12 protein-coding genes are annotated in these 13,448 nt (G+C 58.9%); 3 read left to right on the forward strand and 9 right to left on the reverse strand.

Annotated elements, in window-relative coordinates; all coding sequences use genetic code 11:
* Nucleotides 1–93: 93 nt before the first annotated feature.
* From ACA075_RS04060 to ACA075_RS04080, 5 genes are all read right to left on the reverse strand, one after another.
* Complete coding sequence (locus ACA075_RS04060; RefSeq protein WP_027924486.1) at nucleotides 94–1,257, reverse strand: type III PLP-dependent enzyme; 1,164 nt, start codon at nucleotides 1,255–1,257, stop codon at nucleotides 94–96.
* A 516-nt stretch (nucleotides 1,258–1,773) separates the two neighbouring features.
* On the reverse strand, nucleotides 1,774–2,931 hold the full coding sequence (locus ACA075_RS04065) for an osmoprotectant ABC transporter ATP-binding protein OsmV (protein WP_121733608.1): 1,158 nt from the start codon (nucleotides 2,929–2,931) through the stop codon (nucleotides 1,774–1,776).
* On the reverse strand, nucleotides 2,928–3,581 hold the full coding sequence (locus ACA075_RS04070; protein ID WP_010463438.1) for an ABC transporter permease: 654 nt from the start codon (nucleotides 3,579–3,581) through the stop codon (nucleotides 2,928–2,930). The genes ACA075_RS04065 and ACA075_RS04070 overlap by 4 nt, the downstream gene beginning before the upstream one ends.
* Before the next feature lie 12 nt (nucleotides 3,582–3,593).
* A complete protein-coding gene (locus ACA075_RS04075) occupies nucleotides 3,594–4,502 on the reverse strand; it encodes a glycine betaine ABC transporter substrate-binding protein (protein WP_497297388.1) in 909 nt (302 codons plus the stop codon).
* 20 nt (nucleotides 4,503–4,522) lie between these two features.
* The gene (locus ACA075_RS04080; RefSeq protein ID WP_054049992.1) at nucleotides 4,523–5,239 is read right to left on the reverse strand and encodes an ABC transporter permease; all 717 of its coding nucleotides are present in this window, start codon (nucleotides 5,237–5,239) and stop codon (nucleotides 4,523–4,525) included.
* A gap of 490 nt (nucleotides 5,240–5,729) precedes the next feature.
* On the opposite strand from ACA075_RS04080, the gene ACA075_RS04085 reads away from it, so the two are divergent.
* From ACA075_RS04085 to ACA075_RS04095, 3 genes are all read left to right on the forward strand, one after another.
* Nucleotides 5,730–7,313, forward strand: coding sequence for a peptide chain release factor 3 (locus tag ACA075_RS04085; protein WP_007942808.1), 1,584 nt, complete (start codon nucleotides 5,730–5,732; stop codon nucleotides 7,311–7,313).
* A gap of 384 nt (nucleotides 7,314–7,697) precedes the next feature.
* Complete coding sequence (locus ACA075_RS04090; RefSeq protein ID WP_497297390.1) at nucleotides 7,698–8,933, forward strand: MFS transporter; 1,236 nt, start codon at nucleotides 7,698–7,700, stop codon at nucleotides 8,931–8,933.
* A gap of 156 nt (nucleotides 8,934–9,089) precedes the next feature.
* Complete coding sequence (locus ACA075_RS04095) at nucleotides 9,090–9,344, forward strand: hypothetical protein (protein ID WP_497297391.1); 255 nt, start codon at nucleotides 9,090–9,092, stop codon at nucleotides 9,342–9,344.
* Nucleotides 9,345–9,521: 177 nt separating this feature from the next.
* Here ACA075_RS04095 and ACA075_RS04100 read toward each other — a convergent pair whose 3' ends face one another.
* From ACA075_RS04100 to ACA075_RS04115, 4 genes are read right to left on the reverse strand one after another with little or no spacing between them, the layout of a single operon-like run.
* Nucleotides 9,522–10,502, reverse strand: coding sequence for a peptide ABC transporter ATP-binding protein (locus tag ACA075_RS04100; RefSeq protein WP_497297392.1), 981 nt, complete (start codon nucleotides 10,500–10,502; stop codon nucleotides 9,522–9,524).
* Complete coding sequence (locus ACA075_RS04105) at nucleotides 10,502–11,470, reverse strand: ABC transporter ATP-binding protein (RefSeq protein WP_219096534.1); 969 nt, start codon at nucleotides 11,468–11,470, stop codon at nucleotides 10,502–10,504. The genes ACA075_RS04100 and ACA075_RS04105 overlap by 1 nt, the downstream gene beginning before the upstream one ends.
* 10 nt (nucleotides 11,471–11,480) lie before the next feature.
* Nucleotides 11,481–12,410 carry an ABC transporter permease subunit gene (locus ACA075_RS04110; protein WP_497297393.1) on the reverse strand — a complete coding sequence of 310 codons (930 nt, stop codon included), beginning with the start codon at nucleotides 12,408–12,410 and terminating at the stop codon, nucleotides 11,481–11,483.
* 4 nt (nucleotides 12,411–12,414) lie between these two features.
* Nucleotides 12,415–13,425 (reverse strand): ABC transporter permease subunit, encoded by a 1,011-nt coding sequence (locus ACA075_RS04115; protein ID WP_131063110.1) that lies wholly within the window; start codon nucleotides 13,423–13,425, stop codon nucleotides 12,415–12,417.
* Nucleotides 13,426–13,448: the final 23 nt, after the last annotated feature.

Consider the following 13,448-nt stretch of genomic DNA (forward strand, 5'->3'; position numbering starts at 1 on the left):
TTATTCCTTGCATAGGCCAGCTCGTCACTGAAATCGCCGACACAAAAAAGCCCATGACACGTCATGGGCTTTTTGATTTCTGCGTGCAGCGTTTTACACGTAAAACGACTTCAGCGGCGGGAAGCCATTGAATTCAACCGCGCTGTAACTGGTGGTGTAGGCACCGGTCGACAACCAGTACAAACGATCGCCGATTGCCAGGTTCAGCGGCAGACCGTACTTGTAGTTCTCGTACATGATGTCGGCGCTGTCGCAGGTCGGGCCGGCGATGACCACTTCTTCCATCTCGCCTTTCTTCTCGGTCCAGATCGGGAACTTGATGGCTTCGTCCATGGTTTCGATCAGGCCGGAGAACTTGCCCACATCCGTGTACACCCAGCGCTCGACCGCGGTACGGGATTTGCGCGCAACCAGCACCACTTCGCTGACCAGGATGCCGGCGTTGGCGATCAACGAACGGCCCGGCTCCAGAATGATTTCCGGCAGGTCATCACCGAAGTCTTCCTTGAGGAAACGGATGATTTCTTCGGCGTAGGTTTCCAGGCTGTTGGTGCGGGTGATGTAGTTGGCCGGGAAGCCACCGCCCATGTTGATCAGCTTGAGGTGGATGCCGTCTTCTTCTTTCAGGCGTTCGAAGATCACTTTGACCTTGGCGATCGCCGCGTCCCAGACGCTGATGTCGCGCTGTTGCGAGCCGACGTGGAAGGAGATGCCGTAAGGCACCAGGCCCAGGTCACGGGCGAGGATCAGCAGGTCCATGGCCATGTCGGTCTGGCAGCCGAATTTGCGCGACAAAGGCCAGTCAGCCGTGGTCGAGCCTTCGGTGAGGATGCGCACGTAGACTTTCGAACCCGGGGCAGCCTTGGCGATGTTGCGCAGGTCGGCTTCGGAGTCGGTGGCATACAGACGCACGCCCTTCTCGTAGAAGTAGCGGATGTCCTTGGATTTCTTGATGGTGTTGCCGTAGCTGATGCGATCCGGGCCAACGCCCTGGTTCATCACTTTGTCGAGCTCGTAGATCGACGCGATGTCGAAGTTCGAGCCTTTCTCTTTGAGCAAGTCGATGATTTCGACGGCCGGATTGGCCTTGACCGCGTAGTAGACCTTGGCGAATTCGAAACCGGCGCGCAGGTCGTCATAGGCCTGGCTGATCATCGCGGTGTCGATCACCACGAACGGGGTTTCTTGTTTGTCGGCGAAGGCCTTCATTTTGTTGAAGGTATCGCGCGCGAAATAGTCTTCGACGTTGATCGACATGCTGGGAACTCCTACTGGCAAACTGAAATTATCAATGGGTGCAAATGAACGTCCTCCGTATCCCCACTTTGGTTCGCCTACTTCCCAAGGCATGTCGCCGAAAGCAAAAAGGCCATGGGAAGCGGTGCTTTCCCTTGGCCTTGCTGTCTCGTCGTCAGTACTTGAGCCGGATGGATCGTTTCCAGCATGGACGTTCGGCGCGAACTTTAGGGCGTGAGGGGCTTGAGATCAACAAAAAATGTCGCGTTTTTGCACGCTTCCGTCGTGCGGTCCCCGACAGTTACTGATGTAACCGACCTGCATGACAGTGTGATGTTCCCCGAGTGAGGAGTTCTGAAGGGATTTACACATAGCCTTTGTGGCGAGGGAGCTTGCTCCCGCTGGGCTGCGAAGCGGCCCCAAAATCAGCCAATGCGGTTCTTCAGAAATGACCGCATCGGCTGACTTTACGACTGCTTCGCAGCCGAGCGGGAGCAAGCTCCCTCGCCACAAAAGCACTGGAGTCTCAGAAAGAGATCAGGCGACTGCGGTTTCGGCCGGCGAAACAATGCTGGTCTTGCCGCCACGGGACTTACCGGAACTCAAGTACTCGGCAATCGATTCCTGAGTCACTTCCCCCAGGAACACCCGCTCGGCATCCATTACCGGCAACCACGAGCGGTTGAACTCGTACATCCGCGACAACAGGATGCGTAAATGCTCGTCAAACGCCGCCGTGGCGTTGAACTCGCGCAAGTACTGCGCGCACGTACCGGTCTGACGGTGCAGGTCGCGACGTCGTACATAACCCAGCGCCTTGTTCTCACCGTCAGTGACCACCACATAACGACGGTCCAATTCGTCCATTAACTCCAGGGCTTCGGCCACCGGGGTTTCCGGGCTGACCGACGGCGCGTTGTCCGCTGCGTCTTCGGCTTTCACCAGCAACAGACGCTTGAGCGTGCTGTCCTGGCCGACGAAGTTGCTGACAAAGTCGTCCGCCGGGTGCGCCAGCAGGGTGTCCGGGTGATCGATCTGCAGCAGCTTGCCGGCGCGGAAGATCGCAATCTTGTCGCCCAGCTTGATGGCTTCGTCGATGTCGTGGCTGACCATGATCACGGTCTTGTTCAGCGCCCGTTGCATCTCGAAGAACTCGTTCTGGATCATCTCGCGGTTGATCGGGTCGACCGCGCCAAACGGTTCGTCCATCAACAGCAACGGCGCATCGGCCGCCAGTGCGCGAATCACGCCGATCCGCTGCTGCTGACCACCGGACAATTCACGCGGGTAGCGATTCAGGTACTGCTTGGGTTCGAGCTTGATCATGCTCATCAACTCGCGGGCGCGGTCATGGCATTTCTGTTTGTCCCAGCCCAGCAGGCGCGGAACGATGGTGATGTTTTCCTCGATGGTCATGTTCGGGAACAGACCGATCTGCTGGATCACATAACCGATGTTGCGGCGCAAGGTCACGGCGTCGAGGTCGGTGGTGTCTTCGCCGTTGATCAGGATCTTGCCGGAGGTCGGCTTGATCAGGCGGTTGATCATTTTCAGCGTGGTGCTTTTGCCGCAGCCCGATGGCCCGAGGAACACACAGATTTCGCCTTCATTGACGGTCAGGCTTACCGAGTCCACGGCTTTTACGTCTTTGCCGTTGCTTTGGAAGGTCTTGCTGAGGTTTTGAAGTTCGATCATTTGAGCAGTCCTTTTGGAGTCAGCGTGCGTTGCAGCCATTGCAGAAGCAGGTCGGCGAAGATGGCCAGGAGACTGACCAGCACGGCGCCGACGATCAGCATCGACATATCGCTGCGGCTGATTGAAGCGAGAATAAGTACACCGAGGCCACCGGCGCCGATGGTGGCGGCGATGGTCATCACGCCGATGTTCATGACCACGGCGGTGCGCACACCAGCGAGGATCACCGGCACGGCGATCGGCAGTTCGACCATGCGCAGGCGCTGGCCGAAGGTCATGCCGATGCCGCGGGCGGCTTCGCGAATGCCCGGTTCGACGCCGGTCAGCGCCAGGTAGGTGTTACGCATGATCGGCAGCAGCGAGTACAAAAACACTGCCGTGATCGCCGGCATCGGGCCCAGGCCCTGGCCGAATTTGGAGTAGAACGGCAGCAACAGGCCGAACAGCGCAATCGACGGAACCGTCAGCAGCACCGTGGCGCTGGCTTGCAGCGGGCCGGCGAGGGTCGGGAAGCGCGTCATCAGCACGCCCAACGGCACGCCCACGAGGATCGCCAATGTCACGGCGATGCCGACCAGGGTGATGTGCTGCCAGGTCAGGTGCAGCACCAGCGGCCAGTCGAGATGGGAAAAGGCGTTCAGAAATTCCATGGCTTTTCCTCCTTATTTGATTGGATGCTGGCGCAGGAAATCGGCGGCAACGGATGATGGGCTTTCGTGATCGACATCGACCCGCGCATTGAGCTGGCGCATGGTGGCGTCGTCGAACAGTTCAGCCAGCGGCTTTATTTCTTCTGCCAGTTTTGGATGGGCGTCGAGGTAGTCCTGACGCACCACTGGCGCGGCGGTGTAGTCCGGGAAGTAGTGCTTGTCGTCTTCAAGCAGTTTGAGCTTAAAGGCGTTCAAACGGCCGTCGGTGGTGTAGACCAGACCGGCAAACACCTGGCCATTGCGCAGGGCGGTGTAGACCAAACCAGCATCCATCTGCCGGATGTTCTTGCGGGTCAGGTTCATGCCGTAGAGGTCGACCATGCCGTCCAGACCGTCGGAACGGTTGGCGAACTCGGTGTCCAGCGCCACCAGGTGATTGGTCTTCGCTTCAGCTTGCAGCACCGTGTTCAGCTCGCTGATGGTGTTGATCTGCGGGTAAGCCTTCGCAGTGCTTTCCGGCAGGGCCAGGGCGTAGGTGTTGCTGAATTTCGATGGGGTCAGCCAGATCAGGCCTTTTTTTGCGTCGAGTTCTTTCACCTTGGTGTAAGACTGGGCGCTGTCGAGCTTTTCGGTGACATGGTTGTAAGCCACCAGCGACACGCCGGTGTATTCCCACATCAAATCCAGCTGACCACTTTCGTGAGCGCTACGGGCGAGGTTGCTGCCCAGACCGCCGGTCACTTGGGTGTCGTAACCTTTGGTGCGCAGGTATTGGGAGGTGATTTCCGCGAGCAGTGTTTGCTCGGTGAACACCCGGGCGCCGATGCGGATTACCGGTTTTTCAGCGGCTTGGGCCAATCCTGCGAACAGAAGAACGCAGCCCATGATTAAGGTCATGCCTTTTAGGTGGAAAGCTTTCATAAATATTCCTTTGCCGAGGCTTAAGACGGGCGTAGGCCGCGTTCGAGCCAGAGGCGGCTGGCGAGTGTCACCAGACCGTCGAGCAGCAAGGCCAGCAGGGCGGTGCAGGCCGCGCCGAGCAGCAGTTGCGGCTGATTGTTCAGGGCGATGCCAGGGAAAATCAGGCTGCCCAGGCTGTTGGCGCCGATGAGGAACGCCAGCGGTGCCGTCCCGACGTTGATCGCCAAGGCCACGCGTACGCCGCCGATGATGATCGGCACGGCGTTCGGCAGTTCGACCCGCCACAGCACTTGCGTCGGGGTCATGCCGATGCCGACGGCCGCTTCCTTGAGTGAGCCCTGAACGTTTTTCAGGCCTTCATAGGTGTTGCGCACGATCGGCAACAGCGAGGCGAGGAACAGCGCGAAGATCGCGGGGCCGCTGCCGATGCCGAGGATGCCCAGGGCGATGGCCAGTACGGCAAGAGGCGGCACGGTGTTGCCGATGTTGAAGATCTGCATGAAGCGTTCAGCGCGGCCCACCATGGTCGGGCGGCTGAGGAAAATACCGGCGGGGATGCCCACAACAAGGGCGGCCAGCATGGAGACAAGGACGAGAATCAGGTGAGCTTGCAGGTAAAACAACAAATCGTCGCGGTAATGTTCGATCGTGTTGATGCCAATCCAGTGGACCAGCAGGGCCAGGAGAGCGACGACAACCGCACCTCCTATCAGCCCCTTGCCATAGCGAATAGCCACAGGCGGACTCCTTTTTTCTTTGTCGGCGAACGCAGTCCCGTGTGGCATGCCATTCCTGGCTGCCGGGAAATCAACGTTCGCGAGAAGCAGCTCTTCATGCTGATGAAACCGCATGAGATCGAGCCATAAGCGCAGCCTCGTCAGGCTAACTTGCAGGTTTTTCAAACCCTGCTACGAGAGCTGTAACAGGGGAGTGGACGCCTCCACCTTTTAAAAGGTTCCATAATTAACAGCATTTAGCCACCCTTGATCTCGATTACCCGATGTAGCAGCTGCCGAGCCTGCGAGGCTGCGTTCGGCGGCGAAGCCGTCGTAGAGTCACCCATCGCGGTATGCCTGATACACCGCAGCGTCTGGTTTTACGACGGCTTCGTCGCCGAACGCAGCCTCGCAGGCTCGGCAGCTGCTACACGGGCGAACGGTGGTTTGGAGGTCACGTTTTGGGCTATACTCGCCGCCCTTTTTTGAATCACCTGCCAGGCGATTTCCCATGACCAAACAGGCCGCCGAAGTCGCGAAACGCCGCACTTTCGCCATTATTTCCCACCCCGATGCCGGTAAAACCACCATCACCGAGAAGCTCTTGCTGATGGGCAAGGCGATTGCGATTGCTGGCACGGTGAAGTCTCGCAAGTCCGACCGCCATGCCACCTCCGACTGGATGGAAATGGAAAAGCAGCGTGGTATCTCGATTACCACGTCGGTCATGCAGTTCCCGTACCGCGACCACATGATCAACCTGCTCGACACCCCGGGCCACGAAGACTTCTCCGAAGATACCTACCGCACCCTGACAGCGGTCGACTCGGCATTGATGGTCCTCGACGGCGGTAAGGGTGTAGAGCCTCGGACCATCGCGCTGATGGACGTCTGCCGTCTGCGTGACACGCCGATTGTCAGCTTCATCAACAAACTCGACCGTGACATCCGTGACCCGATCGAACTGCTCGACGAAATCGAAGCGGTCCTGAAGATCAAGGCCGCGCCGATTACCTGGCCGATCGGTTGCTACCGCGATTTCAAAGGCGTTTATCACCTCGCCGACGATTACATCATCGTGTACACCGCCGGTCACGGCCACGAGCGCACCGATGTCAAAATCATCGAGAAGCTCGATTCCGACGAAGCTCGCGCGCACTTGGGCGACGAATACGATCGCTTTGTCGATCAGCTGGAACTGGTGCAGGGCGCCTGTCACGAATTCAATCAACAGGAATTCCTCGACGGCCAACTGACCCCGGTGTTCTTCGGTACTGCCTTGGGCAACTTCGGTGTCGATCACGTGCTCGACGCCGTGGTCAACTGGGCACCGAAACCGCTGGCCCGGGTCGCCAACGAGCGTACCGTTGAGCCAGTCGAAGAGAAATTCGCCGGCTTCGTGTTCAAGATCCAGGCGAACATGGACCCTAAACACCGCGACCGCATCGCCTTCATGCGGATCTGCTCCGGCAAGTACGAAAAAGGCATGAAGATGCGCCACGTGCGCACTGGCAAGGACGTGCGGATCGGCGATGCGCTGACCTTCTTCTCCTCCGAGCGCGAGCAACTGGAAGAAGCGTTTGCCGGCGACATCATCGGCCTGCACAACCACGGCACCATCCAGATCGGCGACACCTTCACCGAAGGCGAAGTCCTGGGCTTCACCGGCATCCCGCACTTCGCCCCGGAACTGTTCCGTCGCGTGCGCCTGCGTGACCCGCTGAAATCCAAGCAACTGCGTCAAGGCTTGCAGCAGCTGGCGGAAGAGGGCGCCACCCAGGTGTTCTTCCCCGAGCGCAGCAACGACATCATCCTCGGCGCCGTCGGTGTGCTGCAGTTCGATGTGGTCGCCAGCCGCTTGAAAGAGGAATACAAGGTCGAGTGCTCTTACGAGCCGATCACTGTGTACTCCGCGCGCTGGATCGATTGCGACGATAAGAAGAAGCTTGAGGAGTTCCGGGTCAAGGCCGTGGAAAACCTTGCAGTCGACGGCGGTGGTCACCTGACCTACCTGGCGCCGACACGGGTCAACCTGGCGTTGATGGAAGAGCGCTGGCCGGATGTGAAATTCAGGGCGACGCGTGAGCATCACTAAACGCTGAGTTGCAAAATCAAAAGCCCCGGTCGCGAAAGCACCGGGGTTTTTTATTGCCTGACACAAATTTCTGTGGGAGCCAGCCTGCCCGCGATGGTCGTCGGGCCCCCGCGGGTTGTCAGGCAGACTGCATTATCGTTGACGTTTTTCGCGATTGCTGGCCGGACGTGAAATTCCGCATGGCGCGCCAACATCATCAAACGATGAGTCTGTACGCGTGCGTCAGGAGTTTCTGTAGGTGTTTTTACGGAGTTGTGTAGCTTGGCTCTGCTTTCAACTTCTCCGGTCCTTTACCCGAGACATGGAAGTCATTGGCGTCTAGCGTTCGATGGACATTTCGCAAGTAGCGACTTTCCACGAGCAAGGGCACAAGAGATCAATGGAATGACCAGTCGGCTCACGCACTTGATTCGGTTAGGCGAATATTTCTGTCCTATGGCCTGGATGCTTGCTGCGTTGATCTTCATCAGTCGGTTGAGCGCCATGGTCAAGCTGTTCATGGCGTTATACCTGCGTCAGGAACTGGGGCTGGCGATTGAAACCGTAGGCTGGTTGTTATCCGGATACGGGGCCGGTTTGCTGATGGGGTCAATGGGGGGCGGGCTGCTCAGTGAGTATTTCTCCACGGCACGCCTCACCGCCGCGTTGTTTTTTGCCTCGGTATGGATATTGGTCTTGTTGGGGCTAGTCGTTGAGGTGCCATTGCTGGCTGGTTTGTTGCTTTTCAGTGGAGCACTCGATGGTGCAATTCGTACTCTTCATCAACGCTTGATTATGGAGTATTGCCGGGTTGCGCAGCGGCCTCGCGCGCAGTCATTGAGTCGTGTTGCCAGTAACTTGGGCATGGCTGTTGCCGGGGTTGTGGGTGGCGTCCTGGCGCAGACTGATTTTCGCTGGGTGTTTTTTATAAGTGCGGCCATGACGCTTTTGGCTTTGATCTGGTTTGTTCGGGCGACATTTCATCGAGAAACTCTGATGCCGGATCAGACTCCTGATTCGGTTTCGGGTGCATGCGTACCTTATCGAGATAAACCATTCCTCTGGTTGTTGGCGGCTTCTGTCTTGCTCGGCCTTGCCTTCGAGCCGGTCTACAGCATGCTGGGCAACTATTTGCTCGACTACTACCGGTTGGGTACTGAAGTCATCGGATGGCAATTTGCACTCAATGCAGTACTGGTGGTGGTGCTGCAAATTCCGTTATCTCATTGGAGTGAGCAATGGGGGGCGCGTCGGCAACTACTGGCAGGCAGCCTGTTGTTAGCCGGTGGACTTGGGATGTTGCCGTTGGGTTCTGGGGTGTTTTACGTCTGCCTCTCGACTGTTGTCTGGACACTTGGCGAAATTCTTTTCATGCCCACTCTGAACGTATTGGTTATGCAGCGTGCGTGCGCAGGAAGGAGTGGGCATTACTTTGGACTTTTTTCCATGTGCTGGAGTGCGAGCGCGCTGCTTTCACCGGTACTCGGCGGTCAGCTCTATGGCCATTTCGGCGGGCACATTGTCTGGTGGGTCAGCGCCGCGCTGGCCTTGTTGTCCACGCCGCTGATTTATCAGGCCACACGTTTGGGCGCCTCGAAAGGACTGGACTCACAAACGTCGCGCGTCACATCGCTTAGCTGATTCGATTATGAGGGTTATTCGAAACCAATCTGGCTCCGGACGGCATTTCCGCCCATTCGTTAGCGTCCTATCTGGAGAACCCGGCTGATCGGAACTAGATTTCACTCAGCGCCAGCCAGGCACTTATGTTTCACCCGCGAAAGGATGGAATCGGCTATGAACAGATTTCTAAGGGTTTTACTGCTGTTGAAGGTGGTGGTGATGTTGTCCCTCGGCAGTTCGGCGGTCTGGGCCGAGTGCGAGGATCACGATACGCAAGCGTCGAGTGGGCAGGGTGGTCAGGGCGAGTTGATGATTGCCAAATCCGAATCAGAGCCGGGCGACCAGGATCAGGGGGGGAGCGCGGGCGATGACGACTCGACCACTGACGAGCCGGACACAGACGAGGATGAAGGCGACAGCCAGACGTAAGCCGCAGGCAAAAGAAAACCCCTTCTCCCCCGACTGATGCGCAGCCGGGGCAGAAGAGGTTAGTGAACAGCTCGCAAATCCCTGTGGGAGCGAGCCTGCTCGCGAAGGCGATATTCCAGTCAACATCTAAGTCGACTGAGAAAACGCTATCGCGAGCAGGCTCGCTCCCACAGTTTGTTACGCGGCGCCGTCGAGGAATTGCTCGGCGTAGTGGCAAGCCACCTGACGGCTGTCGAGCAGGCGCAGGGCCGGCTCTTCGGTGCTGCAGCGCTCGGTCGCATACGGGCAGCGCTTGTGGAAAGCGCAACCCGACGGCGGGTTCAACGGGTTGGGCAGCTCGCCGACGATCTTGATTTTCGGCTTGTTCGGGTCCGGGTGAATGGTCGGGGTGGCCGACAGCAGCGCCTGGGTGTACGGGTGCAGAGGACGCTCGTAGATGTCGTTCTTCGGACCCATTTCCACTGGGCGGCCGAGGTACATCACCATCACGTCATCGGCGACGTGTTGCACCACCGCCAGGTTGTGGGAGATGAACACGTAGGCGGTATTGAACTCTTGCTGCAGGTCCATGAACAGGTTCAGCACCTGTGCCTGGATCGACACGTCCAGCGCCGAGGTCGGTTCGTCCGCGACCAGCACTTTCGGTTGCAGCATCATCGCGCGCGCAAGGGCGATCCGCTGGCGCTGACCGCCGGAGAACATGTGCGGATAACGCTGATAGTGCTCAGGACGCAAGCCTACCTGCTTCATCATCGCCTGCACTTTCTCGCGACGTTCCGCCGCGCTCAGCGTGGTGTTGATCAGCAAGGGTTCGGCCAGTTGATCACCGACTTTCTGCCGTGGGTTCAACGACGCGTACGGGCTCTGGAACACCATCTGCACGTCTTTGCGCAGTTGCTTGCGCTGAGCCTTGTCGGCACCGGCCACTTCCTGCCCGGCGATTTTCAAGGAACCGGAGGATGGCTCTTCGATCAGCGTCAGGGCACGGGCCAGGGTGGATTTGCCGCAACCAGACTCACCTACAACGGCGAGGGTCTTGCCGGCTTCCAGTTCGAACGACACACCGTTCAGGGCGCGCACGGTCGCATGGCCCTTGAACAGGCCACGGGACACTTCGTAGTGACGGGTCAGGTCGCGGGCGGTAAGTACGACGGCCATTACGCCACCTCCTGATTCAGCGGGTAGAAGCAGCGGGCGAGGCTGTTGCTTTTCGGGTCAAGGCCTGGACGTTGTGCGCGGCAGCTTTCTTGCACATACGGGCAGCGCGGCGACAGCAGGCAACCCTGTGGACGGTCATAGCGACCGGGAACGATGCCCGGCAACGTGGCCAGGCGGGTGGCGCCCAGGCTGTGTTCCGGAATCGCCTTGAGCAGGGCTTCGCTGTAAGGGTGTGCCGGAATGTCGAACAACTGAGGAACCTGACCCACTTCGACCGCCTGTCCGGCGTACATGACGCACACACGCTGAGCGGTTTCGGCCACGACCGCGAGGTCGTGCGTGATCAGCACCAGGCCCATGTTCTGCTCTTTCTGCAAGGCCAGTAGCAGGTCCATGATCTGCGCCTGAATCGTCACGTCCAGTGCGGTGGTCGGTTCGTCGGCGATCAGCAGTTTCGGTTCGCCGGCAATCGCCATGGCGATTGCAACACGCTGGCTCATACCGCCGGAAAGCTGGTGCGGGTAAGCGTCCATGCGGCTGGCGGCGCCCGGGATTTCCACTTTTTCCAGCAGTTCGATGGCGCGTGCGCGGGCCTGCTTGCCGGACATTTTCAGGTGCAGGCGCAGCACTTCTTCGATCTGGAAACCGACGGTGTAGCTCGGGTTCAGCGCGGTCATCGGGTCCTGGAAGACCATGGCCAGGTCTTTGCCGACGATTTGCCGACGCTGACGGTTGCTGAGCTTGAGCATGTTCTTGCCGTCGAAATTCAGCGCGTCAGCGGTGACGATCCCCGGATGCTCGATCAGGCCCATCAGCGCCATCATGGTCACGGACTTACCGGAACCCGACTCGCCAACGATGGCCAGGACTTCGCCCTTGTCCACGGTAATGTCGAGGCCATCGACCACCGGGACGGCGTTCTTGTCGCCAAAGCGAACGTTGAGATTCTTGATTTCTAACAGTGACATTTGAATCTCCTCAGGCGGCGTTCTTGAGTTTCGGGTCCAGCGCATCGCGCAGACCGTCGCCCATCAAGTTGATTGCCAGCACGCTGAGCAAAATGGTCAAACCAGGCAGACTTACTACCCACCAGGCACGTTCGATGTAGTCGCGAGCCGAAGCCAGCATGGTGCCCCACTCAGGGGTGGGCGGTTGTACGCCAAGGCCGAGGAAGCCCAGTGCCGCGGCATCGAGAATCGCCGAAGAGAAACTCAGGGTGGCCTGAACGATCAACGGCGCCATGCAGTTGGGCAGCACGGTGACGAACATCAGGCGTGGCAGACCGGCACCGGCCAGACGCGCGGCGGTCACATAGTCGCGGTTCAATTCGCCCATCACCGCGGCGCGGGTCAGACGAACATAGGACGGCAACGAAACCACGGCGATGGCAATAATGGTGTTGATCAGGCCAGGGCCGAGGATGGCGACAATCGCCACAGCCAGCAGCAGGGATGGCAGGGCCAGCATGATGTCCATCAGGCGCATGATGGTCGGGCCGAGCAGTTTCGGGAAGAAACCGGCGAACAGACCCAACAGGATCCCCGGAATCAGCGACATCACCACCGACGACAAACCGATCAGCAGGGACAGGCGCGAACCGTTGATCAGGCGCGACAGCAGGTCGCGACCCAGTTCATCGGTGCCGAGCAAGAACTGGATCTGCCCACCTTCCAGCCAGGACGGCGGGGTCAGCAGGAAGTCGCGGTACTGCTCGCTCGGGTTATGCGGGGCAACCCACGGCGCGAAAATCGCGCAGAAAATCACCAGCAGCATGAACATCAGGCCGGCTACGGCGCCTTTGTTCTTGGAAAACGCTTGCCAGAATTCTTTGTACGGGGACGGGTACAGCAGGCTTTGATCGACTGTTACCGCTTGATTTGAAGTTGAAGCTGGAGTGGTCATGGTCATGATCTCAGCGCTGGTGACGAATGCGTGGGTTGGCAAAGCCGTAGAGGATGTCCACTACGAAGTTGACCAGAATCACCAGGCAGGCGATTAACAGGATGCCGTTCTGCACCACGGGATAGTCCCGTGCGCCAATGGCTTCGATCAGCCATTTGCCGATGCCGGGCCAGGAGAAGATGGTTTCGGTCAGGACCGCACCGGCCAGCAATGTACCGACTTGCAGGCCGACAACGGTCAGTACCGGAATCAGTGCGTTGCGCAGGCCGTGAACAAAGACCACGCGCGACGGCGACAGGCCTTTGGCACGGGCGGTACGGATGTAGTCTTCACGCAGCACTTCGAGCATCGACGAACGGGTCATCCGCGCAATAACCGCCAGCGGGATGGTGCCGAGCACGATGGCAGGCAGGATCAGGTGATGCAGGGCATCGAAGAACGCACCGACGTCATCGGCCAGCAGCGTGTCGATGAGCATGAAGCCGGTCCGCGGCTCGATGTCATAGAGCAGGTCGATCCGCCCGGACACCGGGGTCCAGCCCAGGGACACCGAGAAGAACATGATCAGGATCAGGCCCCACCAGAAGATCGGCATCGAATATCCCGCCAGGGAGATGCCCATCACCCCATGGTCGAACAGGGATCCTCGCTTGAGTGCCGCAATCACCCCGGCCAGGAGGCCCAGGATGCCGGCGAACAACAGCGCGGCCATGGACAGTTCCAGGGTCGCAGGGAATAGAGAACTGAACTCGCTCCAGACACTTTCACGGGTACGCAGGGATTCGCCAAGGTCGCCGTGGGCCAACTTGCCGATGTAGTCCAGGTACTGGGCATACAGCGGTTTGTTCAGGCCAAGGCGTTCCATTGCCTGAGCGTGCATTTCGGGGTCGACCCGACGTTCGCCCATCATCACTTCCACGGGGTCGCCAGGAATCATGCGAATCAACGCGAAAGTCAGCAAGGTGATGCCGAAGAACGTGGGGATCAGTAACCCCAATCGGCGGGCAATAAAACTAAACATCTTGTGTGGTACCTCATCAGCCG

This window comes from Pseudomonas sp. LBUM1663, assembly GCF_059695905.1.